This window comes from Micromonospora sp. NPDC048894 (assembly GCF_040649765.1).
Lineage (GTDB): Bacteria > Actinomycetota > Actinomycetes > Mycobacteriales > Micromonosporaceae > Micromonospora > Micromonospora antibiotica.
In genome coordinates, this window is sequence record NZ_JBEZFY010000021.1 from 1 (window position 1) to 24,750 (window position 24,750).

Sequence of the window (24,750 nt, forward strand, 5' to 3'; positions counted from 1 at the left end):
CACTGGCTTATCAAGCACCCTGTTGAGTTCTCAAAGAACAACCACACACCACCCGAAAGCCCCGACCAACAGGACCCCCGAACTGGGGTATCTCGTTCACCGTGTCCGGCGCTTCCGCGCTGGGCACTTTTACTACGTTACCTCACCGTCTTCCCCGTGTCAACCGGTGTATCCCGGTGTGTCACGCTTTGTACGGCCTTGCTCCGCTGAGCGCACACGGCGACCAGCACTGTGCTTGATCATCGGATTTGGCAGAACCGGCCGCTACGATCTCCCGTAGGCTCGCCCGGTGCTCTGCCGATCGACAACACTACCCGGTCGGTTCCGCCCGTCCAAATCCGCCCTGCGGCGTTTCGGTGAGCCCCACCCGGTCCGTGTCGTAGTGGACTGATGCCCTCGACGACCCGGTGCCAAACCTGGAACCTGACTCCTGGGGCTTTCGTCCCGTTTGCCCGTTCCGCGCTGGCAGAGAGAAAGTTACGCGGTTTCGGGTTTGATCGTCAAATCCGCAGGTCATCGGCGGGAAGCCCGGCGCGCTGCCCGCCAACCCCGGATGCCGAGCACCCCCACCGTGGTCCCGATGACCAGTGCGGCGGCGATCAGGAGCAGGTGGATCCAGAAGAAGCCGGTCGGTGCGCCCCCGCCGACCGTCCCACCGGCCCAGGCCCGCGCGTCGTTCCAGATGGCCAGCCCGAACCTCGGCCAGATCGCCCAGGTCCACACCCCGACCCCGATCAGGAACAGCGACCAACCCCGCGACAACACCATGGTCACCGAGTATTCCAGTGCTCCCGGTCCCCACCGGGGGCGAGCACGGACGCGCACCCCCGACAGCCGCGTGCCCGCCAGGTCCGCCGTCGGCACCGACGCGGACAGTCGCTTCGTTTCCACCATGCCCATCGGCCGAGCCAGACCGAGCCAGCCACGTCTACCAGGCCAGCCACGCCCGCCGGGGCCAGCCAGCGCCGACCAGGGCCGGCCGGGCCAACCAAGCCCGCCGTGCCGACCACGCCCGCCGTGCCGACCAAGCCCGACCCGGCCGGCCACGCCAGCCGGGCCAACCGCGTCTACCAGGGCCGACCGAGCCAGCCACGTCTACCGGGCCAGCCACACCCGCCGGGGCCAGCCACGCCAGCCAGGGCCGACCCAGGCCAGCCACGCCTGCCGGGGCCGGCCAGGCCGAACGGGTCAAACGGGCTGGCGTCGCCGCCAGCGGGCGGTCGAGAAACCGGGTGTACCCGCCGCCGGGCGGCCCGCTACCGTTGCGGCATGACCAGCGCGCCCGCCCAGCACCCCGGAACGTCGTACGACGTCCAGGTCGGTGCGGAGCGACGCCGGCGATCCGTCGCCCGCCCGCGCTGACCCATTCCCTGCGACCGGCGGATCGAGCCGCCGGTCACCGCCGCTGTCCTCGGTCCGTCCGCAGACTCTCCCATCCCGGAGATCCGCGTCGACGGATCCGAGCAGATCGGCGTACCCATGGATCTTGAAAGGCTGCTCACCGACCGGCTGACGCCGGCGTTCACCGCCGTGGCCGACGGCCCGGTCGACCCCGTGGTACGGCGCTCGCCGCGCGCGGACTTCCAGTCCGACGCGGCGTTGGCGCTGGCCCGGCGGCTCGGCCGGTCGCCGCGCGAGATCGCCCAGGCGGTGCTGGACCGTGCGGTCCTCGACGACGTCTGCGCGACGGCGGAGGTCTCCGGTCCGGGCTTCGTCAACCTGACGATCGACGACGGCGCGCTGGCCGGCATGGTCGCTGCGCTGGCCGCCGACGCCCGGCTCGGGGTGCCGGTGACGGCCGCACCGGAGACCGTCGTGGTCGACTACTCGGGGCCCAACGTGGCGAAGGAGATGCACGTCGGGCACCTGCGCTCCACGGTCATCGGCGACGCGGCGGTACGGCTGCTGGGCTGGCTCGGGCACCGGGTCGTGCGGGTCAACCACCTCGGCGACTGGGGCACCCCGTTCGGGATGCTGATCGCGCATCTGGTGGACCTCGGTGAGGCGGAGGCGGCACAGGAGCTGTCCATCGGCGACCTCGACGGGTTCTACCAGGCGGCCCGGTCGAAGTTCGACGCCGACCCGGCCTTCCGGGACCGGGCTCGGCAGCGGGTGGTCGCGTTGCAGGGTGGCGATCCGGAGACGCGGCGGCTGTGGCGGCTGCTGGTCGAGCAGTCCCAGCGGTACTTCCTGACCGTGTACCAACTGCTCGACGTCACCCTGACCGAAGGCGACTTCCGGGGCGAGAGCGCGTACGACGACCGGCTCGGGGCGGTGGTGGGCGACCTCGACCGGCTCGGGCTGCTCACCGACAGCGCCGGGGCGACCTGCGCCTTCCCACCGGGGTTCACCGGGCGGGACGGCACACCACTGCCGTTGATCGTGCGCAAGGGCGACGGCGGGTACGGCTATCCGGCGACCGACCTGGCCGCGCTGCGGCTGCGTACCGGCGAGCTGGGCGCGACCCGGCTGCTCTACGTGGTCGGCCTGCCGCAGCGGCAGCACTTCGCGATGGTGTTCGCGGTGGCCGGGCAGGCCGGCTGGTTGCGCCCGCCGGCCCGCGCCGAGCACCTCGGCTTCGGCTCGGTCCTCGGTCCGGACGGGCGGATGCTGCGCAGTCGGACCGGGGAGTCGGTGAAGCTGGTCGACCTGCTGACGGAGGCGGTGACCCGGGCGACCGCGCTGGCCCGGACCAAGAACCCCGCGCTGGACGAGGCGGACGCGGCCGAGATCGGCCGGGCCGTCGGTATCGGCGCGGTCAAGTACGCCGACCTGGTCACCGACCGCACCCGCGACTATGTGCTGGACTGGGAACGGATGCTGGCCCTCGACGGCAACACCGCCCCCTACCTGCAGTACGCGTACGCCCGGACCAGGTCGGTGTCGCGGCGGGCCGGCACCGCTGTCGACCCGGACGCCCGGGTCGTGCTCACCGCGCCGGCCGAGCGGGCGCTGGCGTTCGAGCTGCTCGGGTTCGCCACCGTCGTCCACGAGGTGGCCCGGACGATGGAGTTCCACCAGCTCGCCGGCTACCTGCACCGGTTGGCGACCCGGTTCAGCGCGTTCTACGAGCGCTGCCCGGTGCTGCGGGCCGACGGGGAACTGCGGGCCAGCCGGTTGCTGCTGACCGACCTGACCGGCCGCACCCTGCGGCAGGGGCTCTACCTGCTCGGCATCCGTACCGTCGAGCGGATGTGAGCCGACCGGCCCGTGGTCGACCCGGGCCGGGCCGGGTGGCGCGGCCCGGGTCGTCAGCTGGCCCCGGTGCGCAGTTGCTCGAAGTGGGGCTTCATCGCCGGGTAGTAGTCACCGAAGTCGGCCTTCGGGGCGTCCGCCGGGGCGTCCGGGCCGGCGGTCACCAGGAGATCGAGGTAGAACTCCCAGCCGGGGCCGATCTCGCCGACGTGCTCCTCGCTGTCGAGGTGGTGGGTGAACCGCAGTTCGGTGGTGCCGGCCGTCTCGGTGAGCGCCAGCTCGATCCGCCAGCCGCCCGACTCGTCGGCCGACGACACGGCCAGGTGCCGGGGCGCCTCGCACGCCTCGATCCGCAGCGCCGTCCAGGGGGTGCCGTCCTCGAAGGCCATCTGCAACCGGATCGTGCGGCCGGGGCCGGCGTCGCCCTCCCACCGCCCGAACCAGCGGGCGGTACGGTCGGGTTCGGTGACGCTCGCCCAGACGTCCTCGATCGGGGCGCGGAAGGTGCGCACCAGCACCAGGTCGGTGCCGGTGAGGGTGCGGAACAACTGCCCGGTGGGGATGCCGGTCATGCGGTCTCTCCTACTGCTCGGGGTGCCGTGTCGCGGGTGCGCCGCTCACGGCGGGTGCGGTGGACCTCTGTCTCCAGCGCGTCGAGGTGCTGCGCCCAACCGCGCGGACGACGCAACCGGGCGAGCCAGTCGACCAGCTCGGTGAGCCGGTCGGTGTCGAGCCGGTAGCGCCGCTGCCGACCCACCAGCTCGCTGTGGACCAGGCCGCTGTCCCGCAGCACCCGCAGGTGGCGGCTGACGGCCGGTCTGCTCACCGGGAACCGGTCGGCGATCTCCCCGGCCGGGAGGTCACCGTCGCGCAGCAGCTCGAGGATGCTGCGACGGATCGGATCGGATATCGCCGCCGCCACCTCGTCCACCCGTAAAGCGTAACCCATCGGTTACGGGTTTCCCGGGGTGCCCCCGTCAGCGCAGCGGGGCCGGCAGTGGGCGTACCCCGGTGAGCTCTTCGGAGTGGGCCCAGAGGTCGGCCGCGAGCTGCCGGTCGGTGGCGGTGCCGCGCAGCGGCGCGAAGGTGGGCTCCGCACGGCGGAACAGCCGGCCGGGGCCGATGTGCCGGCCGGTGGGCGCGGCCGGCACGGTGGCCGCGAAGAGCATCGGTGCCGCAGCCTCGTCGAGAGGGCGGCGCAGCGGCCCCATGACGACGGTCTCGACCCGCCGGGCGAGGGACGGCAGGTCCCGGGAGAGGTCGGTCCTGGTCATCCCGGGGTGGGTGAGCAGACTGCGCACCGGTGAGCCCGCGGCCCGCAGCCGTCGGTCGAGTTCCAGCCCGAACAGCACGTTGGCCAGCTTCGACGTGGCGTACGCCCCGCCCGGGGAGTAGCGGCGCTCGGCGGCCAGGTCGGTCAGGTCGAGTCGACCGAGCCGGTAGAGACCCGAGGAGACGGTGACCACGACCGGCGTCCGGCCGGCGGTCAACACGGGCAGCAGCCGCCCGGTGAGGGCGAAGTGGCCGAGGTGGTTGGTGGCGAGTTGGCTCTCCACCCCCTGTGGGCTCAGCCGCCGGGGAACGGTGCCGATGCCGGCGTTGTTGACCAGCGCGTCCACCACGTCGACCGCACTCCCGAGGTCCTCGGTGAAGGCGCGGACCGAGTCGAGGTCGAGCAGGTCCAGTCGACGCACGACGAGATCTGCCCGGGGGTGGTCGCGCAGGATCCCGGCCCGGACCCGGGCGCCCTTGGCGGTGTCCCGGACGGCCATCACCACCCGGCCCCGGCGGGCGGCCAGGTGGCGGGTGATCGCCACGCCGAGCCCGCTGCTGGCACCGGTGACCACGAACGTCCGGCCGGACTGGTCGGTGAGATCGGCGACGGTCCAGCCGGGTGCGCTGTCCATGGGGTGCCTTCCGGTGGAGGAATGAAGTGGATTACCTATCCGATTGAACCCGGAGGTAAACGGATTGTCAATCCGATCGGATGGTCCATCCGTTGGGTTAGGCTGGCGCGGTGACGACGACACTGCGTGCGGACGCCGCCCGCAACCGGGAACGGGTGCTCACCACCGCCCGTGCCGTAGTGGCGGAAGGTGACCTGTCGTTGCCGCTCAACGAGATCGCCCGGCGGGCCGCAGTCGGCGTCGGCACGGTCTACCGGCACTTCCCGACCCGACGGGCGCTGCTGGAGGCGCTCGCCGCCGACGCCTTCGCCGCGCTGCTCGACCAGGCACGGGCGGCAACCCGCGAGGACGACCCGTGGGCCGGCGTGGAGCTGCTGCTACGGGCCTTCCTGCGCAGTCAACTTGACGATCCGGCCCTCGCCGAGGTGCTCGCGACCCCCGCGGAACAGGACGCCACCACGCAGACCACAGCCGGTCGCGCGGAGTTGGGCGACCTGGCCGCGACCGTGCTGGAGCAGGCGACCCGGGCCGGCCGACTGCGCCCCGGCCTCACGCTGGACGACCTGCAACACCTGGTCTGCGGTACCGCGTTCGCCGCCCGGATCGCCGGCACGCCCCGGCACCGCGACGAGCTGTACCTGACCGTGCTGCTCGCCGGGGTCCGCGCACCCGACCCCGGCGAGGGGTCACGGCAGGCCGACTAACCGGGCCGGACGCACGGGTCGGCGGTCGTGGTCGACGGGCTGTCCGCCGTACGGCCGTCGGTGCCGGTCACCCGCACCGACCAGGTCGCCGCCGAGGCACGGAGCCCACCCACCGTCACCTGGGCGGACGACCCGTCCACGGTCATCGCCCGGCTCGCCGCCCGGCCACCCGCAGGTGTCCACCGCACCCGGGCCGTCCCGAGCGTGGCACTGCCGGTGGCCCGGACGACCAGGCTCCAGGTGGCCGCGCCGCAGCGCACGTGCGCGTTCGCCGTCACCGTGAAGGGCACGGCCAGCGGCAGCGCGGCCGGCGGGTGGGGCACGGCCGGTTTTCCGGTCGGAGCGGGGACCGGCGGCGTACCCGCAGGCGGCACGACGGCGGTCGGCTGCCCGGCTCCGGCCGACGGCGAAGCGACGACCGGCGGCGGAACCGCCGTGGCCGGCACACCGGCACCGGCCGGACCCGACGGCGACGCACCCCGCTGCGGGGAACCGCCGCCCGTCGGGGCGGTCGACGACGTGCCACCGGACAGCTCGCCGGAGGTCACCGCCGCCTGCTCGGCGGCCGGCCCGACGGGCGACAACGCCCAGGTCCCGGCCCCGAGGAGCAGCAACAGCAGCAGACCGGCGAGCCGCCGCCGGTTGCGCCGGCGGGCCGGCGGGCCGGCGGTGACCGCGACCGGCCGCTCCGGGCCGGCGGCGGTGCCCGCAGCCGCCGCGTCACCCGAGGTCACCACCGCCACGGGCGCGGCGACCGGCACCGCGTGGACGACCCGTCCGCCAGCGGCGGCATCCGGGGCGTCCCCCGCGACGACAGAGTCGCCCGGCGACGCAGCGGTCTCGGACGACGGAGGCGTCTCGGTCCGGCCGTCGGACGCCCCGACCGGACCGGCCGGGTCGGGGACCTCTCCCGGGTCGGCGGCGTCGACGGCACCCCCGTCGGTCGGACCCGCGTCGGCGGAGCCCCCGTCGGCAGGGTCGTCGCCGGCCGGGTCGGGGCCGGCCGGGTCGGGGCCGGGGTCGGGGCCGGCGACCTGGCCGGTGGCGGGATCCACGTCGGCGAGCCGCGGCCAGACCGAGTCGGCGACCACCAGAAAACCCGGTGCCGTGTACGCGGTCAGCAGCGCCGCCGGATTGCACTGCTCGCGCCGCAGCAGCCCACACCGGGCGCAGTCGTCGATGTGCCGGGCGACCCGCTTGCGCAGGGTCGGGGTGAGCCGGCCCTGCCAGTCGTCGAGCAGGTCGGCCAGGGCCGGGCAGTCCCGCGCCCCGCCCCGGGCGACGAGCAGCGCGCCGAGTGCCCGTTCGAGCTGGGACCGGGCCCGCGACAACCGGGCGTGCGCATGGTTGGCGGGCACCCCGAGCGCCACACCGATGTCCACGGAGGACAGGTCGTGGCGGATCGCCAGGTGCACCACCTCACGGTCACCGGGGTTGAGCGCGGCGACCGCCAGGTGCACCAGGTCGCGTACCTGGTCGGCGTTGACGGCGGCGGCCGGGTCGGCGGTGTCGGCGACCGGCTCGGCCGCCTCCGCCAGCGGAGCGGAGCGGGACCGCTCCCGCAACTGCCGCAGACACTCCGTCCGCACGATCGCGTACAGCCAGGACCGCAGCCGGTCCGGGTCACGCAGCTGGTCGATGCGCTGACCGGCGAGGAGGAACGCGTCGTGGACGGCGTCCGCGGCGGCCTCCGGCTCGCGCAGCATCACCCGGGCGTACGTGTAGAGCCGGTCGGCGTACCGCCGGTAGATGCCCTCCAGGCCGACCCGGTCACCACGTCGCAGCGCCTCGACCAGCGCCCGGTCGTCCAGCGCCGTCACATCCATCCGTTCCCCCACCACTCGTCCACCGCTCCAGTAGAGCGAAGAAAAAAATTCCCGGGAACTTTCTGTTGGCATGCCGACCCCCCGGCACTCCCACGGGTGTCATCGCAGCGCCGACACCGGGAGACACCCATGACAACGACACGTTCCTCGACCCGCCGACCGGGCACCGGCCGACGCCGGTACCTGGCCACCGTAGTGGTCGCGACGCTCGCCGCCGGACTCGTCGCGACCACCTCGGTGGACGCCACCGCCGCCATCGTCCCGGGTGGCCCGACCGGGGTGCCCGGGGCCGCCGGTGCCGAACCGCTGGCCTTCCGGGTCGACCCGGGCCTGACCGCGCCCCGGCTGTCACTCGACACCGTCGGGCGGGTCGGCACCGACCGGCAGGTCGGTGTGGTGGCCGGGCCGGACGGGAAGCCCGCCGGCCTGGTGCTCGACGAGGTGATGGTGCGGGTCGCCGGCCAGTCCGAACTGGACGCCTTCCTGGCCCGCTGGGGTGGTCAGGTGCTCGACTCGTTCGCCCCCGACGAGCAGGGGCAGGACCACCTGGTCCGGGTGGACGCCAACCGGGCCGACCCGGCGGGGCTGGTCGCCGACCTGCTCGCCGCCGAGCCACGCCAGTCCGGCGGGTACCGGGTCGGCGACGAGCGCGCGTTGCGGCTGCTCGCGCTGGCCGCCGCCGAGTGGCGTACGGGCACCGAGCTGGTCCTCGACTGGCTGGTGGAGCCATCCGGCATCACCGACGGCCAGGTGTTCGAGGCCCCGGACATCGGCAAGAACGTCTTCGACTGGACGTTCATGCGGGCCGGTGGCGCGATGGACATCGGGGTGGCGCCGGCCTGGCAGCTGCTGGAGAGCAAGGGTCGGCTGACCAAGCAGGTGAAGTACCTGGTGCAGGACGGCGGCTTCCAGTTCAACTCCGACTTCCCCAGCAAGGTCTCGCTGCACAAGGCGGAATGGGGCGAGAGCAACACCAACGACTGCACCGGCGGCACGCCCTGCCCGTGGCACGCCACCAGCGTGGTCCTCGCCGGGATGGGCCGGGTCGACAACGACTACGGCACCGCCGGTCCGGCCGGGCCGGTGGTGCAGGAACTGGTCGCCGTCCGCAACGGCATCGACTACTGGACGGTCCTGCGCCGGCTGGAGAAGGCCGCCGAGTCGACCCACCCGGACGTGGTCAACCTCAGCTTCACCCGGGACGTGAACCTCGGCGTCAGCCACGCGCGCACCTGGACCGACCGGCGGATGAAGCACGTCCGGGACACCGGGGCGCTGATCGTCGCCGCCGCCGGCAACAACGGCACGAACGTCGACGGCGACACCCTCTGGGTGCCCTGCGAGAGCACGCACGTCATGTGCGTGGGCGGGATGAACACGAACGCGACCGTGTCCGGCGGGTCGAACTGGGGCACCAAGGACCTCACCACGTCGGTGGAGATCTACGGTCCGATGTGTGTGGCGGGCCTGACCGATCCGGGTACGCCTGCGGTCAACACCACGAAGACCACCTGCGGCACCAGTGTCGCCTCGCCGTTCGTGGGCGGGGTCGCCGCCCTGGTGATGGCCGCCGACCCGACGCTCACCTCCGAGCAGGTCCGCGAGATCCTCAACGACACCGCCCACGTCGGCGGGCTGGGCGACAAGGTGACCGGCAGCCAGCGCCGGGTCGACGCGCTGGCCGCCGTCGCCGAGGCGCTGGGCGTGACCGTCGGCAAGCCAGCGGTGACCATCAGCACCCCGAAGACCAAGCAGAAGTTCGGGGTGAACCAGTCGGTGGACCTCTGGGGCACGGCCACCGACTTCCTGGGCAAGGAGATCCCGCTCACCTGGACCAGCAGCCTCGACGGTGAGCTGGCCACCGGGTCGCAGACGTTCGTGCCGTCGCTGTCGGCCGGCAGCCACGTCATCACCGCCAGCGCCACCGACAGCCTGGGGCGTACCGGCTCGGCGTCGGTGACCGTCACGGTGGTGGACAGCCCGACGACGGTGGGGATCATCTCGCCGCCGGCGGGGCTGACCCTCACTGCGGGGCAGTCGGTCGGACTGCTCGGCACCTCGAACGATCCAGACCTCTTCGGCCAGCTCCCCGACGCGGAGGTGTCCTGGACGGTCCGGCGCGGCAACACGGTGGTCCTGGAGAAGGCCGGTCACCAGGCCCTGCTGCCGGCGAACGCGGTCACGCCGGGGGCGTACACCGTGACGTTCGCGGCGGGTGGGGCGAGCGTGCAGCGGGCCTTCGCGGTCACCTCGGCACCGGCCGGGCAGTCCCGGCCGGTCGCCACGATCACCCTGCCGACACCGGCCCTGGAGCTGACCACGATCGAGTCCGGGCCGAAGTCGGTCGCGTTCGTCGGGACCGGGTTCGACGTCGAGGACGGCGTGGTCGCCGGGACCCGGTTCCGGTGGACGGCGTACGGCGACGGCGGCGTCAAGCAGGTGCTGTGCCAGGGCGGCGGGGTGCCCACCGGCGAACCGGTCGACGACAAGGGCACGCCGAAGAACTGTGCGTCCTTCACCGCGGCGCTGGCCCAGCTGACCAGCGGGACCGACACCACCACCTGGTCGGTGTGGCTGGAGGTCTTCGACGCATCGGGTCTGGTCGGCACGGACTCCGTGCCGGTCCGGATCCGGCGGGTCACCCCCTGACGGTCCGTTTCCCCATCCGAACTCCGCCCGGGACCGACCGGTTCCGGGACCGCACGACACGAGGAGAGAACATCATGCGCAGCCAAGAGTGGACGCGACGGACGGTCGCCCTGGGTGGTGCCCTGCTGAGCGCGGTGGTGCTCGGTCAGGTCGCGCTCAGCGGGCCGGTGGCGGCGGTGCCCGGCCTGCTGATCCGCACGACGGTCGGGCCGAGCAACAGCGTCGCCAAGTCGCAGAGCGCGGTCTGCCCGACCGGCACCACGGTCATCGGCGGGGGCGGCGCGATCACCGGGTCGGGTCTCGGCCAGGTGGGCATGGACATCATGCAGCCGCTGGCCGATTCCGGGCTCTACTCGGTGACCGGCCGGGAGGACCCGAACGGTGTCGCCGGGAACTGGGCGGTCACCGCCGGCGCGATCTGCGCCTCGGCGCCGTCGGGTCTGGAGGTGGTGACCGGCCACTCCGCGTCCAACTCGGTCAACCCGAAGTTCCTGGAGTTGTTCTGCCCGGTGGGCAAGCGGGCCATCGGCGGCGGTGGTGCGGCCCTGGCCCTCGGCTCGGGGGCGAGTGACGTGCTCCTGGAGGACCTGCGGATCAACCAGAGCAGCGTGACGGTGGCGGGGGTCGAGGCCGGCAACGCCTTCGCGGGCAACTGGTCGGTGGACGCGTCGGTGATCTGCGTCGACCCGCTCCCCGGTGAGCAGCGGGTGATCGTGGACAGCGCCGACAACTCCACGGCCAGCCGCACGGTCACCGCCACCTGCCCGGCCGGCAAGCGCCTGCACGGGGTCGGCGGCGAGATCGTCGGCGGCGAGGGCCAGGTGCGGCTGACCGAGATGCGGCCCACCTCGTCGACCACGGCGACCGTCCGCGCCGCCGAGGACGAGAACGGTTTCAGCGGCAACTGGAAGGTGCGCGCGTACGCCGTCTGCGCGACCTGAGCCACCGGTCGTCGACCGACAGCCACCCCTGAGGCCCTGCGGTCCCGCGCCGATTCTCCGGCGCGGACCGTGGGGCCGTCCGCCGTCGGGCCGGGGTCCCCGGTGCCTCTTGCCGTCGGGCGCGGGAGACGGGCGGGGTGAGCAACGGTCCGCAGGAGACGGGCGGGGTGAGCAACGGTCCGCGGGAGACGGGCGGGGTGAGCAACGGTCGGCGGTCGCGGCGCAGGGTTGTGTCGACCTTCGCCGATGAGTAACGTCACGAATCGGTGCGACTACTCACCGTCATGGCAGGAGTGTTCCACATGACACAGACCACGCAGACCGACCTGCCCCACTGGCCGCCGGTCAACCCGGCCCGCAGCCCGTTCGCCCTGCTCGACGACGCCGAACGACTGCGCCTCGCCGGTCAGGCGGTGACCCGGGTGCAGCTGCCCACCGGAGCCACCGCCTGGCTGGTCACCCGGCATCCCGAGGTGCGGCAGCTGCTGCGCCACCCGGCGTTCAGCTCCGATCTGCAACGCCCCGGCTTTCCCCTGCTCCGCCCGCTGCCCCCCGAGGTGACGGCGGATTCCCAGGGGGCCTTCATCCGGATGGACGGCGAGGCGCACCTGCGGCTGCGCCGGATGCTCACCGCAGAGTTCATGATCAAGAATGTCCGCCGGATCGAACCGCTGATCCACCAGACCGTCTCCGAGGCCCTGGCCGACCTGGCCGCCGCCGGCCCACCGGCCGACTTCGTGTCGACGTTCGCCCTGCCGCTGCCGTCCAAGGTGATCTGTCACCTGCTCGGCGTCCCCTACGCCGACCACGACTTCTTCCAGTCCCGCAGCCGGCTGCTGCTCAACCGCCAGGCGCCGATGGACCAGCTCCAGCACGCCGCCCAGGAGCTGCGGGAATACCTCCGGTCGCTGATCGACGCCAAGCGGGCCCGGCCCGACGACGCCGACGACCTGCTCAGCCGGCTGATCCGGGAACGCGTCGAGCCGGGTGAACTCGGCGTCGACGAACTCGGCGGGATGGCCCTGCTGCTGCTCATCGCCGGCCACGAGACCACCGCCAACATGCTCGGCCTGAGCGTCCTGCTGCTGACCCGCCACCCCGGGCGGTACGCGCTCCTGCGCGACCGCCCCGACCTCGCCCCGGGCATGGTGGACGAGCTGCTGCGCTACCTCAGCATCGTCCGGACCGGGCTGTTCCGGGTGGCCACCGAGGACGTCGAGATCGGCGACCGGCTGATCCGGGCCGGCGAGGGCGTCATCGCCCTGCTCTCCCTGGCCAACCGGGACCCGGAGGTCTTCGACGACCCCGACGGGTTCGACCCGTACCGGCAGGCCCACCAGCACCTGGCCTTCGGGTTCGGGATGCACCAGTGCATCGGTCAGCCCCTCGCCCGAGCCGAACTGCGCGTCGCGCTGGTGGAGTTGGCACGCCGCTTCCCCGACCTGAGGGTGGCGGCGGACCCACAGGAGTTGACCACCCGGGACAACTCGGTCGTGTTCGGCCTGGACGCTCTCCCGGTTACCTGGTGACGCCCACCCCACGACAGCTACCGGCGGAGACGACGCCGCGGGTGGCCGTCGACCGGGAGCGGTGCTGCGGGGCGGGCAACTGCGTCCTGACCGCCCCGGAGGTCTTCGACCAGGACGACACCGACGGCCTGGTGCTGCTGCGTGACCCCGCCCCGGGAGCCGCGTCGCGCGACCGCGTCCAACGGGCCGCCGACCTCTGCCCGGCGGGTGCGATCCGGGTCGGCTGACGGCACCGGTGAGCGTCCGTCATCCCCATCCGCGCCGCGCTGGTCGGGTGCCCGGCCCCGTGACCCGGGCACCCGACCGGCGGCCGCTCACGGGAGAAGTTCGACGTACCCGTCGGTGCCGTGCACGCGGATCCGCTGCCCGTCCGGGATCAGCCGGGTGGCGTCCACCACCCCGACGACGGCCGGCAGGCCGTACTCCCGGGCGATCACCGCGCCGTGGGTCATCAGGCCACCGACCTCGGTGACCAGCCCGGCGACGGTGACGAACAGCGGCGTCCAACTGGGATCGGTGTACGGCGTGACGAGGATGTCCCCCGGTTCGAGATCGGCCCGTGCCACGTCCCGCACCACGCGCGCCCGACCCTCGACGGTCCCGGCGGAGACCGCCAGGCCGACCAGCGCGCCGACCGGCACGTCGTCCCGCTGGTACGTCCCGGCGACGATCTCGCCCTCCGAGGTGAGCACCCGGGGCGGGATGAGCGCCCGGTACGACAGGTGCTCCGCCGCCCGTCGAGGGATGAGCCCGTCGTCGACCCGGCGGGTACGGACGACCTCGTCGAGTTCGGGGAACGTGAGGTACCAGATGTCCTCCCGGCCCCGCAGCACACCGTCGGCCACCAGGCGGTCGGCCTCGGCCAGCAACGCCTGCTTGTACGCGAAGGTGCGGGTGACCATGCCGTACTTCGGGTATTCCCGGTAGCCGACGAACGTCCGGGCCCGGTCGATCATCCGTTTGGTCCGCTCGGCCTTGTCCGCGCCGCCGTCGGGCAGGGCCCGCAGCCGCTCCAGCACCTCCCGCTCCTTGTCCCGCGCCGTGCGCAGGCCCTGCTCGAAGTGCCGCCCGCCGGCCCCCGGTGCGAAGTTCCTGATGTTGCCCAGGATCAGCGGCACCAGCATGGCGGGACGTTCCCGCCAGCGGGGCCGGGTGATGTCGATCTCGCCGACCCCCCGCATGCCGTACCGGTCGAGCCAGGACCCGATGGCCACCCGGGCCTCCCGGCCACCGGCGAGCTGGTCCAGCCCGGCCAGCAGGTCGTCCGGCCCGCCGGGGGCGTCGCACTCCCGGCCGGGCCCGCCGTCGTCCGCCACCCGGCTCAGGAAGGCCACGACCTCCGGGTACGGCCGGATCGCGTCGGCGACGTCCAGCAGGGCCAGCCCCATCTCCGAGGTGACGTTGTGCGGGACGGACTGGGTGAGCGGGTCGGCGGCGTTGCGCTCACCGAGCCACTCCTGGAGGTGTTCGTTGAGCCACCAGACCGCCTCCATCCCGGCCATGATGACCGGGATGCTCCTCGGATCGATCATCATCCGGGTCAGCCGGGGGAAGTCGGTCCGGATGAAGTCGAGCAGCGCCGGCCCGGACTTCGTCCGGATCTCGCGGGCCAGGGCGGCGTTGGCGTCGTCGATCCGGGTGATCAGCTCGGTGACCAGCGCGGGATCGGTCTCGACGGGCGGTGCCGCCGGCCCGGGTGGCGGCCCGGCGGGCTTCTCGTCCGGCACCTCCCGGATGAAGTCACCGCGCTCCACAACGGTGCGCAACGCGTCCCCGATCAGCGGGTCGGACCTGCCCAGGGCCGCCAGCAGGCCGGCGCGGCCGGTCGGCGACGCCAGCTCGGGCGTCACGTCGGCGAACAACCGGCCGGCGGCCTCGTACATGGGCCGGGCGGCGATCAGCTGGTACATCGAGAACCCGAGGGGCTTCATCGGGTCGGTCATCATCTGCTGGTGGCCCACGGACACGTAGACGTGGTTGTCGGTGTCGTCGGCCACCGGGACGGGGAACAGCGTGGTGACCGGTCGGGTCTGGACGATCTGGAAGTCGTCGTCGACCAGGCACCACTCGATGTCCTGCGGCTGACCGAAGTGCGCCTCGATCCGCCGGCCCAGCCGCACCAGCCGGACGACCTGCGGGTCGGTCAGCGCCGGCTGGTCCTGCCGCTGCGGGTCGATCGCCACCACCCGGGTCCCGCCGGTCGGCGTGGTCCGCACGGCGTGGCGTTTGGCGGCGATCGTCCGGGCGACGACACCGTCGTCGCGGACCCGGAAGACGTCCGCGTCGACCAGCCCGGAGACCAGGGCCTCGCCGAGGCCGAACCCGGCCTCCACGAAGGAGACCCGCCGGTTGCCGGTGACGGGATCGGCGGTGAACAGGACGCCCGCCGCCCCGGCGGGGACCATCCGCTGGACGACCACCGCCATCGCGACCCGGTGGTGGTCGATTCCGTTGCGCTGGCGGTAGGTGACGGCCCGTGCGGTGAACAGCGAGCCCCAGCACCGGCTGATCTGCCGCAGCACCGCCGTCGGGCCGACCACGTTGAGGAAGCTGTCCTGCTGCCCCGCGAAGGAGGCGGTCGGCAGGTCCTCCGCCGTCGCGCTGGACCGGACGGCGTACCCGCCGTGCCCGCCGAGCGCATCGAGGGCACGGATGATCTCCGTCGCGACGTCGTCGGGGACGGTGACGTTCTCGATGGTGCGGCGGATCTGCGCGCTGAGGGTGCCGATCGCCGCCCGTTCGGTGGGTGCCAGCCGGGCCAGTCGATCGAGTTGCCCGTCGAGTCCCGACGCCAGCGCGGTGACCCGCCGGAAGGCGTCCGTCGTCACGCAGAAGCCCGCCGGCACCCGGACCCCGTCGATGCGGGTCAGTCCGCCGAGGTGGGCGCCCTTGCCGCCGACCAGGTTCCGCTGCGTCGGGTCGACCTCACGCAGACCCCGTACGTACCGACCGGTCATCGGGCGACCTCCGGGACGGTCGGGCGTCGCCGCATGACGGTGGCCGGGTGGTTCAGCGGCCTCGAATATGTCTTCGGGTACGTGGACATCGTTTCGCCTTCCGCTGGTGACAGGTCGCCGGCGCACCGTCGTGATGCATTTCCGCTGGCGGCGACCTCGGCTGACGATTCTGCGGGGTGACCCGGGTCTTGCGGCAAGTCCCCCCGTCCGCTATATGTTGGGAGAGCAAGAAATGGTGCGCGCGTCGAAATGGCGAACGCGCCCGGCGAAAACGTTTTCACCAGGCCGCCTGTCGATATCGGGGCCGGGCGGTCGGCGTCAGGGCCCCGGTCGGGGACGGTCGCCGACCAGCGTCGGGGCGGTCGGGGCCGGGACGGTGGCCGATCGGCGTCGGGGCGGTCGGGGCCGGGACGGTGGCCGATCGGCGTCGGGGCGGTCCGGGGTGACACGCCGGTGAGCGGCGGGCCGACCTCAGCTGATCAGCGCGCCGACGTCCAGCCTTGCGCGCGCAGCCGTTCGATGCCGTCCAGCAGCAGGTCCAGCGCGAACTCGAACTCGAACTGGTCGTCGCAGCCCTGCCCCACGACGGACCCGTCGTCGTGCGAGGCCGCCTCGGCGATCTCGGCGACGTGCGGGAACCGCGCCGCGACCTCCGGCGGCAGGGGCGCGGGGGGCGTCGGGGCGGCCGGTCCGGTCCGGCCGGCCTGCCGGGACGCGTCGAACAACTCCTGGCTGAAGCCCAGGATGCGGCTGCCCATGGCGTGCATGACGTGGTGGGTGAGGTCGGTGGAGAGGCCACCGGCGCGTAGCGCCCCGATCATCGAGTCGAGGTAGCCGAGGACGGCCGGCGTCGCCATGGTGCGCGACTCGATGGCGAGCGACGCCCAGGGGTGCCGACGCAGCACCTGCCGGGCCGACAGGACACGTCGGCGGATGGCGGGCTGCCAGCCGACGCCCGTCGTCAGCGGCTCGATCTCGCCGACCACCACGTCGATCATGCCGTCGAGGAGTTCGTCCTTGTTGGCCACGTGCTTGTAGAGGGCCATCGGCACGACGCCCAGTTCCTGCGCGAGGTTGCGCATGCTGAGCGACTCGATTCCGGCCCCGTCGGCCAGCACGACGGCGGCGCGCAGGATGCGGTCCCTGCTCAGCGGCGTCCGGCGCAGCGTCTCAGCCTGCTCGGCCATCTCGGTCCCTGTCCTCGGTCGGCGAGGGAAACCTTAACCGGCATTGACAGGTGTACGCCGTACACCTACCGTGGTCGACATCTGGTGTACGGCGTACACTCCGAGGAGGGCGAGATGAAGGCGATCGTGCAGGACCGGTACGGGCCCCCCGAGACGTTGACCCTCGCGGACGTCGACGTGCCGGTGCCCACCGCCGACGAGGTGCTCGTGCGGGTCGAGGCCGCCGCGCTCAACGCGTACGACTGGCACGTGATGCGCGGCGATCCCCGGATGGCGCGGTTGGCGCTGGGCCTGACGCGGCCCCGGGCCCGCATCCGGGGTCGCGACTTCGCCGGTCGGGTCGAGGCCGTCGGCGTCGACGTGCGTCACCTGCGCCCCGGCGACAGCGTGTTCGGCGACCTCGGGGACGCCAACGGCGCGTTCGCCGAGTACGTGTGCGCCCCCGCCGCCCTGGTCGCGCCGAAGCCGGCGAACCTGACCGCGCCGGAGTCGGCAGCCCTGCCACTGGCCGGGGTGACCGCGCTCCAGGGGCTGCGGGACGCGGCCCGGGTCGCGCCCGGCCAGCGCGTGCTCGTCAACGGCGCCTCCGGTGGTGTCGGCACCCTGGCCGTGCAGCTCGCCAGGGTGCTGGGCGCGACGGTGACCGGGGTGTGCAGCACCCGCAACGTCGACCTGGTCCACTCGCTCGGCGCCGACCACGTCGTCGACTACACCCGCGAGGACTTCACCCACGGGGACCGCCACGACGCGGTGTTCGACCTGGTCGGCAACCGCAGCCTCACCGCGCTGCGGCGGGCACTGACCCCGACCGGGACGCTGGTGCTCTCCGGCGGCGGTGTGTACCGGGGCGGCAGCCTCCTCGGGCCGGTCCGGCTCATCGCGCGGGGGCGACTGCTGGCCCCCCTCGTCCGGCAGCGCGTCGTCGTCCTGACGGCGACCCCCGGCCGGGAGCACCTCGACACGCTCCGCGCCCACGCCGAGGCCGGCCACCTCACACCGGTGATCGACCGGACCTATCCGTTGCCCGAGGTGCCCCATGCCATCGGCTACCTCGAAGGCGAACACGCCAGGGCGAAAGTGGTCATCACCATCTGACCGGCCCGCCATCCGCCGGCCCGGCCGGGCAGGCTCCCGATTCCCCGGTCAAGCGTGCCCGGCTCAGAGTTCCGTCAATATCACCTGTCAGTCAGCTGGCAATGGTGAAAGCGCTTCGATTTCCTGCTCCAGCACTGTCGGCGAGCGACGAATCTCATTTACCATCGTCGATGCAATGCCTCGTTCATCCGCCGTTCACCCTACCGACGGCCGGCCTTCGAGGCGTCCGCACCGCGCCCGGGCCCGACGCGCCCCACCCCGCCCGCCCCGAGGAACAGGACCCCCCATGACAGCCACCGCACGTCGTACCGCCGTCCTGGCCGGACTCACCGCCACCCTGCTGGCCGGCCCGCTCGCCGTCGCCGCCGTCGCCGCCGCGACCGCCACGATCACCCTCAACGGCTCCAGCGCGAGCGTCACCGGCAGCAACGTCACCGTCGCCGGCAGCGCCGTCACCATCACCGCGCCCGGCTCCTACGAGATCAGGGGCACGCTGAACAACGGCCACATCGCTGTCGACACCGCCATCACCGGCACCGTGGAACTCGTCCTCGCCGGCGCCTCCATCACCAACTCCACCTCCTCGCCGCTGTACGTGACCAACGCCAGCGCGGTCACCGTCACCCTGGCCGCGGGCACCAGCAACAACCTCACCGACGCGGCGACGTACACCAACACCGGGGAGCCGGACGCCGCCCTGTTCAGCGCCGCCGACCTGACCATCGGCGGCACCGGCGCGCTGACCGTGCGCGCCAACCACGCCGACGGCATCGTCAGCAAGGACGACCTGGTCATCCAGTCCGGCACCATCACCGTCAACGCGGTGGACGACGCGATCCGGGGCAAGGACTCCCTCACCGTCAACGGCGGCACGATCGCCGTCACCTCGTCCGGCGGCGACGGGCTCAAGTCCAACGACACCGAGGCCGGCAAGGGCGTGCTCACCATCACCAACGGCACCATCACCGCCTCGGTCGCCGACGACGCCATCAAGGGCGAGAACGTCCTGAACATCTCCGGCGGCACCATCAACGTCACCCGGTCCTACGAAGCGCTGGAAGGACTCCGGACCACCATCAGCGGCGGCAACATCACCGTCGTGGCCAGCGACGACGCGGTCAACGCCGCCGAGGAGGGCCTCGGCCACATGGAGCCGTCCGCGATCGCGTTCATCAAGGTCACCGGCGGCACGGTGGTGGCCAGCGGCGGCACGGACGGCTTCGACTCCAACGGGTCGCTCACCTTCGCCGGTGGCACCGTGGTGGCCCGGGGCTCCAGCACCCGGGGCGGCGGCGAGGGCGCGATCGACGCCGACGGCCCGATCGCCTTCACCGGCGGCACGGTGGTGGGCGCGGCGCTGACCTCGCTGGCCGTGTTCCAGGCGGTGCCGAACACCGGCCAGGGCTGGGTGGCCCCCCGGTTCAACGCCAACCTGGCCGCCAACACCATCGTGCACGTGGTGTCCGGCAGCACGGTGCTGGGTTCGTACCGGACCTCGGCCACCGTCCGGGAGGTCGTCTTCTCGTCCAACCGGATCACCAACGGCCAGCGGTACGACATCTACACCGGCGGCAGCGTGACCGGCACCAATGTCGGCGGTCTCTACACCGGCGGCAGCATCACCGGCGCCACCCGGGTGCTGACCGGCGTCACCGCCGGCCGGTACGGGCGGTTCTGAGTCCGGGCCCTGCGGTTCGGGCCCGCCCGGGCCCGAACCGCGCCACCGGCCCGCCTTTGCACCACCGCCAGATCCGATGCCACACCGCCGGACGCCGCACACGGCAAACGGCCGGCGGACACCCCAAGGAGCAAATATGTCGCGCTTGGTCCTGGCCGGAGTGGACCTGGTCGCCGTGGTCCTGCTCGTCTTCGCGCTGTACTTCCCGCGCCACCGACGACGGGACCTGGTGGTCGCCTACCTCGGCGTCAACGTCGGCGTGTTCGCCGTGGCCAGCTCACTGAGCAGCAGCACCGTCGGCGCCGGGCTCGGGCTGGGGCTGTTCGGGGTGCTGTCGATCATCCGGCTCCGGTCCACGGAACTCGACCAGCACGAGGTGGCGTACTACTTCTCGGCGCTCGCGCTCGGCATCCTCGGCCCGCTCTCCGGTACCTCGGTCCTGACGGTCGGCGCGCTGACGGTGCTGATCCTCGCCGTGATGTTCGTCGGGGACCACCCCCGACTGCTGCGCCGGTACCGGCGGCACGTCATCGTGCTGGACAGCGCGGTCACCGACTCGGTCGCCCTCACCGCACACCTGGAGCAGTTGCTCGGCGCCCGGGTGCACAACGTCAACGTCGAGCGCGTCGACCTGGTCAACGACACCACGATCGTGGACGTCCGCTACTCGCGGCCCAGGGTCACCGCCACCGGCGGGCGGCGGCCGGTCGACGCGGGCGCCGCCCGGTGACCGCCTCCGACCCGCCCACTGCGGCCCTGACCCCGCTCACCGCGGCGCTGGCCCCGCCCACCGCGGTCCTGACCCCGCCCATCGCGGTCCTGACCCCGCTCACCGGTGCGCTGGCCCAGCTCACGCCGATCGGGCTCGCGGAACTGACCGAACGCGCCGCGCTACAGACCCGGTTCGACCGCAAGTACCTCCTTCCGCTCGCCGAGCTGCCGCACCTGCTCGCCGGGCTCGACCACACCGACCAGGTGCTGGAGATCGACGGCAGGCGCGCGTTCCGCTACGAGTCGATCTACTTCGACACCGCCGACCTGGTCAGCTTCCGGCTCACCGCCCGCCGACGCCGCCGCCGCTTCAAGATCAGGACGAGGACGTACCTCGACTCCGGCCTCTGCTGGCTGGAGGTGAAGACGGAGGGCACCCGGGGCGGCACGGTCAAGGAACGGCTGCCCTACCGTCCCGACGACAGCGGCACCCTCACCCCCGGGCGGTCGTTCGTCGACGGGGTGCTCGCGGCGCTGCGCACCGGCCCCACCCTGACCTTCGCGCCGACCCTCACCACCAGCTACCTGCGCAGCACGCTCTATCTACCGGCTACCGCGAGCCGGGCGACCATCGACGTCGCGTTGCGCTGGGAGGATCACCGGGGCCGTCGGTTGGCGCTGCCCGAACTGGCCATCATCGAGACGAAGACCGGCTCCACCGCCTCCCACGTCGACCGGCTGCTCTGGCGGCAGGGTCACCGCCCGGTGGCCATCTCCAAGTACGCGACCGGGCTGGCCGCCCTCGACCCCGACCTGCCCGCCGGGCGTTGGCAGCGCACCCTACGTCGGCACTTCCACCCCACCCTCCACGGGGATCCGGGCGCGCGCCAGGAGACGTCTCACCGGGGCGGCCCCGCAACAGACCCCGCCGCATCCTGCGCCCGCGGGGGCAGCCGTAACGCGTAACCGACACCCCGGACGGTGTGGATCAGGGGCGGGTCCCAGCGGTCGATCTTCCGCCGCAGGCAGTAGACGTACGACTCGACGATCCGGCCGTCGCCACCGAAGCGGTAGTTCCACACCCCGTCGAGGATCTGCGCCTTGCTGACCACCCGGCCCGCGTTGGCGAGCAGGAACCGCAGCAGGTTGAACTCGGTGGGCGACAGCGGCACCGGGTGCCCGCCCCGGCGTACCTCGTGGGCCTGCTCGTCCAGCTCCAGGTCGGCGTACCGCAGCAACCCGCCGTCCTGGGTGCCCTGATCCGCCCGGTAGCGGCGCAGCACCGCCCGCACCCGCAGCACCAGCTCCTCCAGGCTGAACGGCTTGGTGACGTAGTCGTCGGCCCCGGCGGTGAGCCCGGCGATGCGGTCGGCCACCTCGTCACGGGCGGTGAGGAACAGCACCGGCACTCCCGGACCGGGACCCGCACGCAGGCTCCGTGCGACCTGGAGACCGTCGAGATCCGGCAGCACCACGTCGAGCACCACCAGGTGCGGTTCGAAGTCCGCCGCCACGACCAGCGCCTCCCGGCCGCCGGAGGCCACCCGGACCTCGAAGTCGTGCCTTCCCAGCGTCGCCGAGAGCAGCGCCCGGAGATGGGGGTCGTCGTCCACGACGAGCACCCTGGACATCGGGGTAATCACGCACTGTTCGTACGGGACATGGTGGGGAGTGGCCTCGCAGTCGGCTGTGGATCAGCTGTGAGCAACCTGCCGGTCGTGCCACCCGTGGCGCACCGGGCCGCCCACCCGTCGTGCCGACGGGTGGGCGACCGACGCACTCAGGGGCTGGTGCAGGTCGGCGACGGGCTGGTCGGCGTGCCGGTGCCGAGGAAGCCGAAGGTCGTCGAGGTGCCGGGGGCCAGCGCACCGTTGTAGGAGACGTTGCGGACGGTCGCGGTCGAGCCGCTGGTGCTCAGCGTGCCGTTCCAGACCTGGCTGATGCCCTGTCCACTGCCCAACTGCCAACGGGCGGTCCAGCCGTCGACGGCGGCGCTGCCGGCCGTCACCGTGACCTCAGCCTGGAAGCCACCCGACCACGAGCCGATCGTGCGGTACGTCGCGGTGCAGGCGGTGCCGGGCGGCGGGGTCGTCGGCGGCGGGGTGGTCGGCGGAGGCGTGGTGGGCGGCGGGGTGGTGGGCGGAGGCGTGGTCGGCGGCGGGGTGGTGGGCGGCGGGGTCGTCGGCGGGGTCGTCGGCCCGCCCGGCGGCACCAGGGGGCAGGTGGAGCTGTACCGGGAGACGCCGGTGCTGTTCGCCAGCGGGCAGAGGAACTGGGTGTAGCGGGTGTCGTAGTCCAGGAAGATCTTGAGCCAGGGGATCAGCAGCCGCATCTCGGTCGGGTTCGACCGGGTGAACGACAGGTGGTCGTTGCCGGCCAGCTCCGCCCAGGCGTGCTCCACCCCGGCGGGCAGCGTGTTGTAGATGCCCTGCACGTAGGACGGGGTGACGGTGCCGTCGTTCTGCCCCGACAGGAGCAGGGTGGGGACCTGGGTGGTCGACATGTTCAGGTTGTTGCCGGGCGTACCCGGGGCGAGGCCGACAGCGGTCCGCAGCGACGGCCGCCGCAGCGCCGCCAGCAGGGTGCCGGCCCCGCCCGCGGAGTGGCCCATCACGCTGAGCCGGTTGGGGTCCACCCGGTTGCGCACCGGGCTGGTCCGGGTGAGGTAGTCCAGCCCCGCGAGCAGCTGGGTGGCCCGGGCGTCAGCACCGTCGGTACGGCTGTTGGTCTCGATCCCGAGCACCACGAAACCGAAGGACGCCAGCCAGGGGCCCATCCAGGCCTCCTCGTTGGCGAACAGGGCGGAGTACCCGGGCACGATCGCCACCGCGCCCCAGGTGCCCAGGCTGGTGTCGGTCGGGTAGTAGACGAACCCGCCGTTGAAGCCGTTGCCCGCCGGCACGGTCGCCTGCGTGGTGGCGAACGGCCCCCGGGTGGCGGCCACACTCGCCGGGGTCGGGTCCGGGCCACGCTGGTAGGGGTTGTCCGCCGCCGCCGCGGCGTGCGGCATGCTCGCGGTCGCCACGAGGCCGAGGAGCACCACGAGGCCCGCCGAGAGCCAGCTCACGAACCGGGGTACGGAGGTCCGGCGGCCGGCCGGGGGTGGGGTCGGGGGTCGATCTGTCGGTAGCGTCACTTCGGGCCTCTCCTTCGGTTGACGGGGGCTGCGGACTACCGCCGGCTCCACTGCTGGTTGGCCTGGCCGTTGCAGGTCCACAGGACGAGCTTCGTGCCGTTGGCGGTGGCCCCGCCGTTGGCGTCGAGGCAGAGGCCGGACTGCACGCCGGTGATGGTGCCGTTGGCGTTGAGGTTCCACTGCTGGTTGGTGCCGCCGTGGCAGTCGTACGTGGTGACCAGGGTGCCCGGGGTGGTGCCGTAGCCGGCGGCGTCCAGGCACTTGGTGCCGAGCACGGTCAACGCCCGGCCGGAGGTGTACGTCCACTGCTGGTTGGTGCCGCCGTGGCAGTCCCAGAGCTGCAGCTGGAGCCCGTTGGTGGTGGCGGAACCGGGCACGTCGACGCACCGGCCCGAGGGGGTGCCGACGATCGTGGTGGTCTGTCCGCCGCTGTTACCCGGGTTGCCGATGCTGCCGGGCACCGACTGCAGGGCGCTGTACCAGCGGGCGGCCATCTTGTCGTAGCCGCCGGAGGTGGGGTGGATGCCGTCGATCAGGTCGGCGGTGGACAGGGCGCTCTGCATGTCGACCAGGTGCACCCGCTTGCCGGCGTTCACCTTGCTCTGCACGATGCCCGGGATCGCCGCGTTGAAGGTACGCGCGGCCGCCGCCTGGTTGCCGTTGGAGAGCGTGATGATCTGCGCGACGAACACCTCCGCGGTGGGTGCGGTGGTGGTGATCCGGTCGATCAGGGTGGAGAGCCGGTTCGGCGCGGTGCCCACGTTGTAGTTCTGCAGGATGTCGTTGGTGCCGATGTGCAGCAGCACGGTCTGCGGCCGTTGGTTGTTCAGCCAGCCGACGATGTTGGCGTCGATCTGGTCGATGCGCCAGCCGGGGTGCCCCTCGTGGTCGTGGTCACCGAGGCTGCCCGGCCCGTTGAACTGCGATCCGGTGAAGTCGATCGTGTAGCGGCCGGCGGCGAGGCGCTGCCAGAGCCCGATCCGGTAGCCGCCCGGCACCTGGGTGCCCTCGGTGATGGAGTCGCCGAGCGGCATCACCCGTACCCCGCCGTTGGATTCGGCGTGGGCGGGGCCGGTCGGTGTCACCACCCCGGCGGTCATGACGCCGAGTACGGCGAGCGCCGCGAGCCATCGTGCCCTCGTTCGCATGGATTTCTCCCCTGGATCGGTGGAGCTGGCCGAGGGCGTGGGCCGGTCGGACGGCCACCGTGGTGAGGGGCGGCACGTCGGTGACGC

Annotated in this window: 20 protein-coding genes; 10 read left to right on the top strand and 10 right to left on the bottom strand. The window is 72.8% G+C overall.

The genetic code is table 11. From position 1 onward, the window contains the following. Positions 1–513: 513 nt before the first annotated feature. The gene (locus AB0C22_RS29705) at positions 514–768 is read right to left on the bottom strand and encodes an SCO4848 family membrane protein (RefSeq protein ID WP_219470445.1); all 255 of its coding nucleotides are present in this window, start codon (positions 766–768) and stop codon (positions 514–516) included. 711 nt (positions 769–1,479) lie between these two features. Here AB0C22_RS29705 and argS point away from each other — a divergent pair. Then, a complete protein-coding gene (argS, locus tag AB0C22_RS29710) occupies positions 1,480–3,198 on the top strand; it encodes an arginine--tRNA ligase (protein WP_357538216.1) in 1,719 nt (572 codons plus the stop codon). Positions 3,199–3,251: 53 nt separating this feature from the next. Here the strand turns inward: argS and AB0C22_RS29715 are convergent, their stop codons facing one another. From AB0C22_RS29715 to AB0C22_RS29725, 3 genes are read right to left on the bottom strand one after another with little or no spacing between them, the layout of a single operon-like run. Next, a complete protein-coding gene (locus tag AB0C22_RS29715; RefSeq protein ID WP_219465172.1) occupies positions 3,252–3,767 on the bottom strand; it encodes an SRPBCC family protein in 516 nt (171 codons plus the stop codon). After that, entirely contained in the window at positions 3,764–4,126 is a 363-nt protein-coding gene (locus AB0C22_RS29720) for a metalloregulator ArsR/SmtB family transcription factor (RefSeq protein ID WP_219465173.1), read from the bottom strand. Before AB0C22_RS29720 ends, AB0C22_RS29715 begins: the two co-directional genes overlap by 4 nt. Before the next feature lie 46 nt (positions 4,127–4,172). Beyond that, positions 4,173–5,102 carry an SDR family NAD(P)-dependent oxidoreductase gene (locus tag AB0C22_RS29725; protein WP_357538218.1) on the bottom strand — a complete coding sequence of 310 codons (930 nt, stop codon included), beginning with the start codon at positions 5,100–5,102 and terminating at the stop codon, positions 4,173–4,175. A gap of 110 nt (positions 5,103–5,212) precedes the next feature. On the opposite strand from AB0C22_RS29725, the gene AB0C22_RS29730 reads away from it, so the two are divergent. After that, a complete protein-coding gene (locus tag AB0C22_RS29730) occupies positions 5,213–5,806 on the top strand; it encodes a TetR/AcrR family transcriptional regulator (protein ID WP_219465175.1) in 594 nt (197 codons plus the stop codon). Here AB0C22_RS29730 and AB0C22_RS29735 read toward each other — a convergent pair. Continuing rightward, on the bottom strand, positions 5,803–7,704 hold the full coding sequence (locus tag AB0C22_RS29735) for a sigma-70 family RNA polymerase sigma factor (RefSeq protein ID WP_357538220.1): 1,902 nt from the start codon (positions 7,702–7,704) through the stop codon (positions 5,803–5,805). The genes AB0C22_RS29730 and AB0C22_RS29735 overlap by 4 nt on opposite strands. Before the next feature lie 57 nt (positions 7,705–7,761). Here AB0C22_RS29735 and AB0C22_RS29740 point away from each other — a divergent pair, with 57 nt between their 5' ends. The 4 genes from AB0C22_RS29740 (at position 7,762) to AB0C22_RS29755 (ending at position 12,978) form a co-directional block, all read left to right on the top strand. Beyond that, a complete protein-coding gene (locus AB0C22_RS29740; protein WP_357538222.1) occupies positions 7,762–10,281 on the top strand; it encodes a S8/S53 family peptidase in 2,520 nt (839 codons plus the stop codon). Positions 10,282–10,355: 74 nt separating this feature from the next. Further along, positions 10,356–11,222 (top strand): hypothetical protein, encoded by an 867-nt coding sequence (locus tag AB0C22_RS29745; RefSeq protein WP_219465178.1) that lies wholly within the window; start codon positions 10,356–10,358, stop codon positions 11,220–11,222. A gap of 302 nt (positions 11,223–11,524) precedes the next feature. Next, positions 11,525–12,751: a cytochrome P450 gene (locus AB0C22_RS29750; protein ID WP_357538224.1), complete on the top strand. Its 1,227-nt coding sequence runs from the start codon at positions 11,525–11,527 to the stop codon at positions 12,749–12,751. Beyond that, entirely contained in the window at positions 12,748–12,978 is a 231-nt protein-coding gene (locus AB0C22_RS29755; protein ID WP_219465182.1) for a ferredoxin, read from the top strand. Before AB0C22_RS29750 ends, AB0C22_RS29755 begins: the two co-directional genes overlap by 4 nt. 87 nt (positions 12,979–13,065) lie before the next feature. Here AB0C22_RS29755 and rph read toward each other — a convergent pair whose 3' ends face one another. Then, positions 13,066–15,708, bottom strand: a complete 2,643-nt coding sequence (gene rph / locus AB0C22_RS29760) for a rifamycin-inactivating phosphotransferase (RefSeq protein ID WP_357538227.1) — start codon at positions 15,706–15,708, stop codon at positions 13,066–13,068. A gap of 479 nt (positions 15,709–16,187) precedes the next feature. After that, positions 16,188–16,895: a TetR/AcrR family transcriptional regulator C-terminal domain-containing protein gene (locus AB0C22_RS29765; RefSeq protein ID WP_357538229.1), complete on the bottom strand. Its 708-nt coding sequence runs from the start codon at positions 16,893–16,895 to the stop codon at positions 16,188–16,190. A gap of 114 nt (positions 16,896–17,009) precedes the next feature. On the opposite strand from AB0C22_RS29765, the gene AB0C22_RS29770 reads away from it, so the two are divergent. The 4 genes from AB0C22_RS29770 (at position 17,010) to AB0C22_RS29785 (ending at position 21,345) form a co-directional block, all read left to right on the top strand. Next, positions 17,010–17,990 (top strand): NAD(P)-dependent alcohol dehydrogenase, encoded by a 981-nt coding sequence (locus AB0C22_RS29770; RefSeq protein WP_357538290.1) that lies wholly within the window; start codon positions 17,010–17,012, stop codon positions 17,988–17,990. Positions 17,991–18,276: 286 nt separating this feature from the next. Then, positions 18,277–19,668: a carbohydrate-binding domain-containing protein gene (locus AB0C22_RS29775; protein ID WP_219465184.1), complete on the top strand. Its 1,392-nt coding sequence runs from the start codon at positions 18,277–18,279 to the stop codon at positions 19,666–19,668. Between the two features lie 136 nt (positions 19,669–19,804). Then, entirely contained in the window at positions 19,805–20,398 is a 594-nt protein-coding gene (locus tag AB0C22_RS29780; protein WP_357538231.1) for a DUF4956 domain-containing protein, read from the top strand. Further along, positions 20,395–21,345, top strand: a complete 951-nt coding sequence (locus AB0C22_RS29785) for a polyphosphate polymerase domain-containing protein (protein WP_357538233.1) — start codon at positions 20,395–20,397, stop codon at positions 21,343–21,345. The genes AB0C22_RS29780 and AB0C22_RS29785 overlap by 4 nt, the downstream gene beginning before the upstream one ends. Here the strand turns inward: AB0C22_RS29785 and AB0C22_RS29790 are convergent. The 3 genes from AB0C22_RS29790 to AB0C22_RS29800 form a co-directional block, all read right to left on the bottom strand. Further along, positions 21,279–22,010, bottom strand: a complete 732-nt coding sequence (locus AB0C22_RS29790) for a response regulator transcription factor (RefSeq protein ID WP_219465186.1) — start codon at positions 22,008–22,010, stop codon at positions 21,279–21,281. The two genes, AB0C22_RS29785 and AB0C22_RS29790, sit on opposite strands and share 67 nt — an antisense overlap. 149 nt (positions 22,011–22,159) lie before the next feature. Continuing rightward, entirely contained in the window at positions 22,160–23,515 is a 1,356-nt protein-coding gene (locus tag AB0C22_RS29795; RefSeq protein ID WP_219465187.1) for a cellulose binding domain-containing protein, read from the bottom strand. A gap of 35 nt (positions 23,516–23,550) precedes the next feature. Then, the gene (locus AB0C22_RS29800; protein WP_219465188.1) at positions 23,551–24,663 is read right to left on the bottom strand and encodes an SGNH/GDSL hydrolase family protein; all 1,113 of its coding nucleotides are present in this window, start codon (positions 24,661–24,663) and stop codon (positions 23,551–23,553) included. Positions 24,664–24,750: the final 87 nt, after the last annotated feature.

Excerpts from the sequence above, each read along its gene's own strand:
- AB0C22_RS29705 (WP_219470445.1), bottom strand. The coding sequence starts at position 768 with ATGGTGTTGTCGCGGGGTTGGTCGCTGTTCCTGATCGGGGTCGGGGTG.
- argS (WP_357538216.1), top strand. The coding sequence starts at position 1,480 with ATGGATCTTGAAAGGCTGCTCACCGACCGGCTGACGCCGGCGTTCACC.
- AB0C22_RS29715 (WP_219465172.1), bottom strand. The coding sequence starts at position 3,767 with ATGACCGGCATCCCCACCGGGCAGTTGTTCCGCACCCTCACCGGCACC.
- AB0C22_RS29725 (WP_357538218.1), bottom strand. The coding sequence starts at position 5,102 with ATGGACAGCGCACCCGGCTGGACCGTCGCCGATCTCACCGACCAGTCC.
- AB0C22_RS29735 (WP_357538220.1), bottom strand. The coding sequence starts at position 7,704 with ATGCCAACAGAAAGTTCCCGGGAATTTTTTTCTTCGCTCTACTGGAGC.
- AB0C22_RS29740 (WP_357538222.1), top strand. The coding sequence starts at position 7,762 with ATGACAACGACACGTTCCTCGACCCGCCGACCGGGCACCGGCCGACGC.
- AB0C22_RS29745 (WP_219465178.1), top strand. The coding sequence starts at position 10,356 with ATGCGCAGCCAAGAGTGGACGCGACGGACGGTCGCCCTGGGTGGTGCC.
- AB0C22_RS29750 (WP_357538224.1), top strand. The coding sequence starts at position 11,525 with ATGACACAGACCACGCAGACCGACCTGCCCCACTGGCCGCCGGTCAAC.
- rph (WP_357538227.1), bottom strand. The coding sequence starts at position 15,708 with ATGACCGGTCGGTACGTACGGGGTCTGCGTGAGGTCGACCCGACGCAG.
- AB0C22_RS29765 (WP_357538229.1), bottom strand. The coding sequence starts at position 16,895 with ATGGCCGAGCAGGCTGAGACGCTGCGCCGGACGCCGCTGAGCAGGGAC.
- AB0C22_RS29770 (WP_357538290.1), top strand. The coding sequence starts at position 17,010 with ATGAAGGCGATCGTGCAGGACCGGTACGGGCCCCCCGAGACGTTGACC.
- AB0C22_RS29775 (WP_219465184.1), top strand. The coding sequence starts at position 18,277 with ATGACAGCCACCGCACGTCGTACCGCCGTCCTGGCCGGACTCACCGCC.
- AB0C22_RS29780 (WP_357538231.1), top strand. The coding sequence starts at position 19,805 with ATGTCGCGCTTGGTCCTGGCCGGAGTGGACCTGGTCGCCGTGGTCCTG.
- AB0C22_RS29790 (WP_219465186.1), bottom strand. The coding sequence starts at position 22,010 with ATGTCCAGGGTGCTCGTCGTGGACGACGACCCCCATCTCCGGGCGCTG.
- AB0C22_RS29800 (WP_219465188.1), bottom strand. The coding sequence starts at position 24,663 with ATGCGAACGAGGGCACGATGGCTCGCGGCGCTCGCCGTACTCGGCGTC.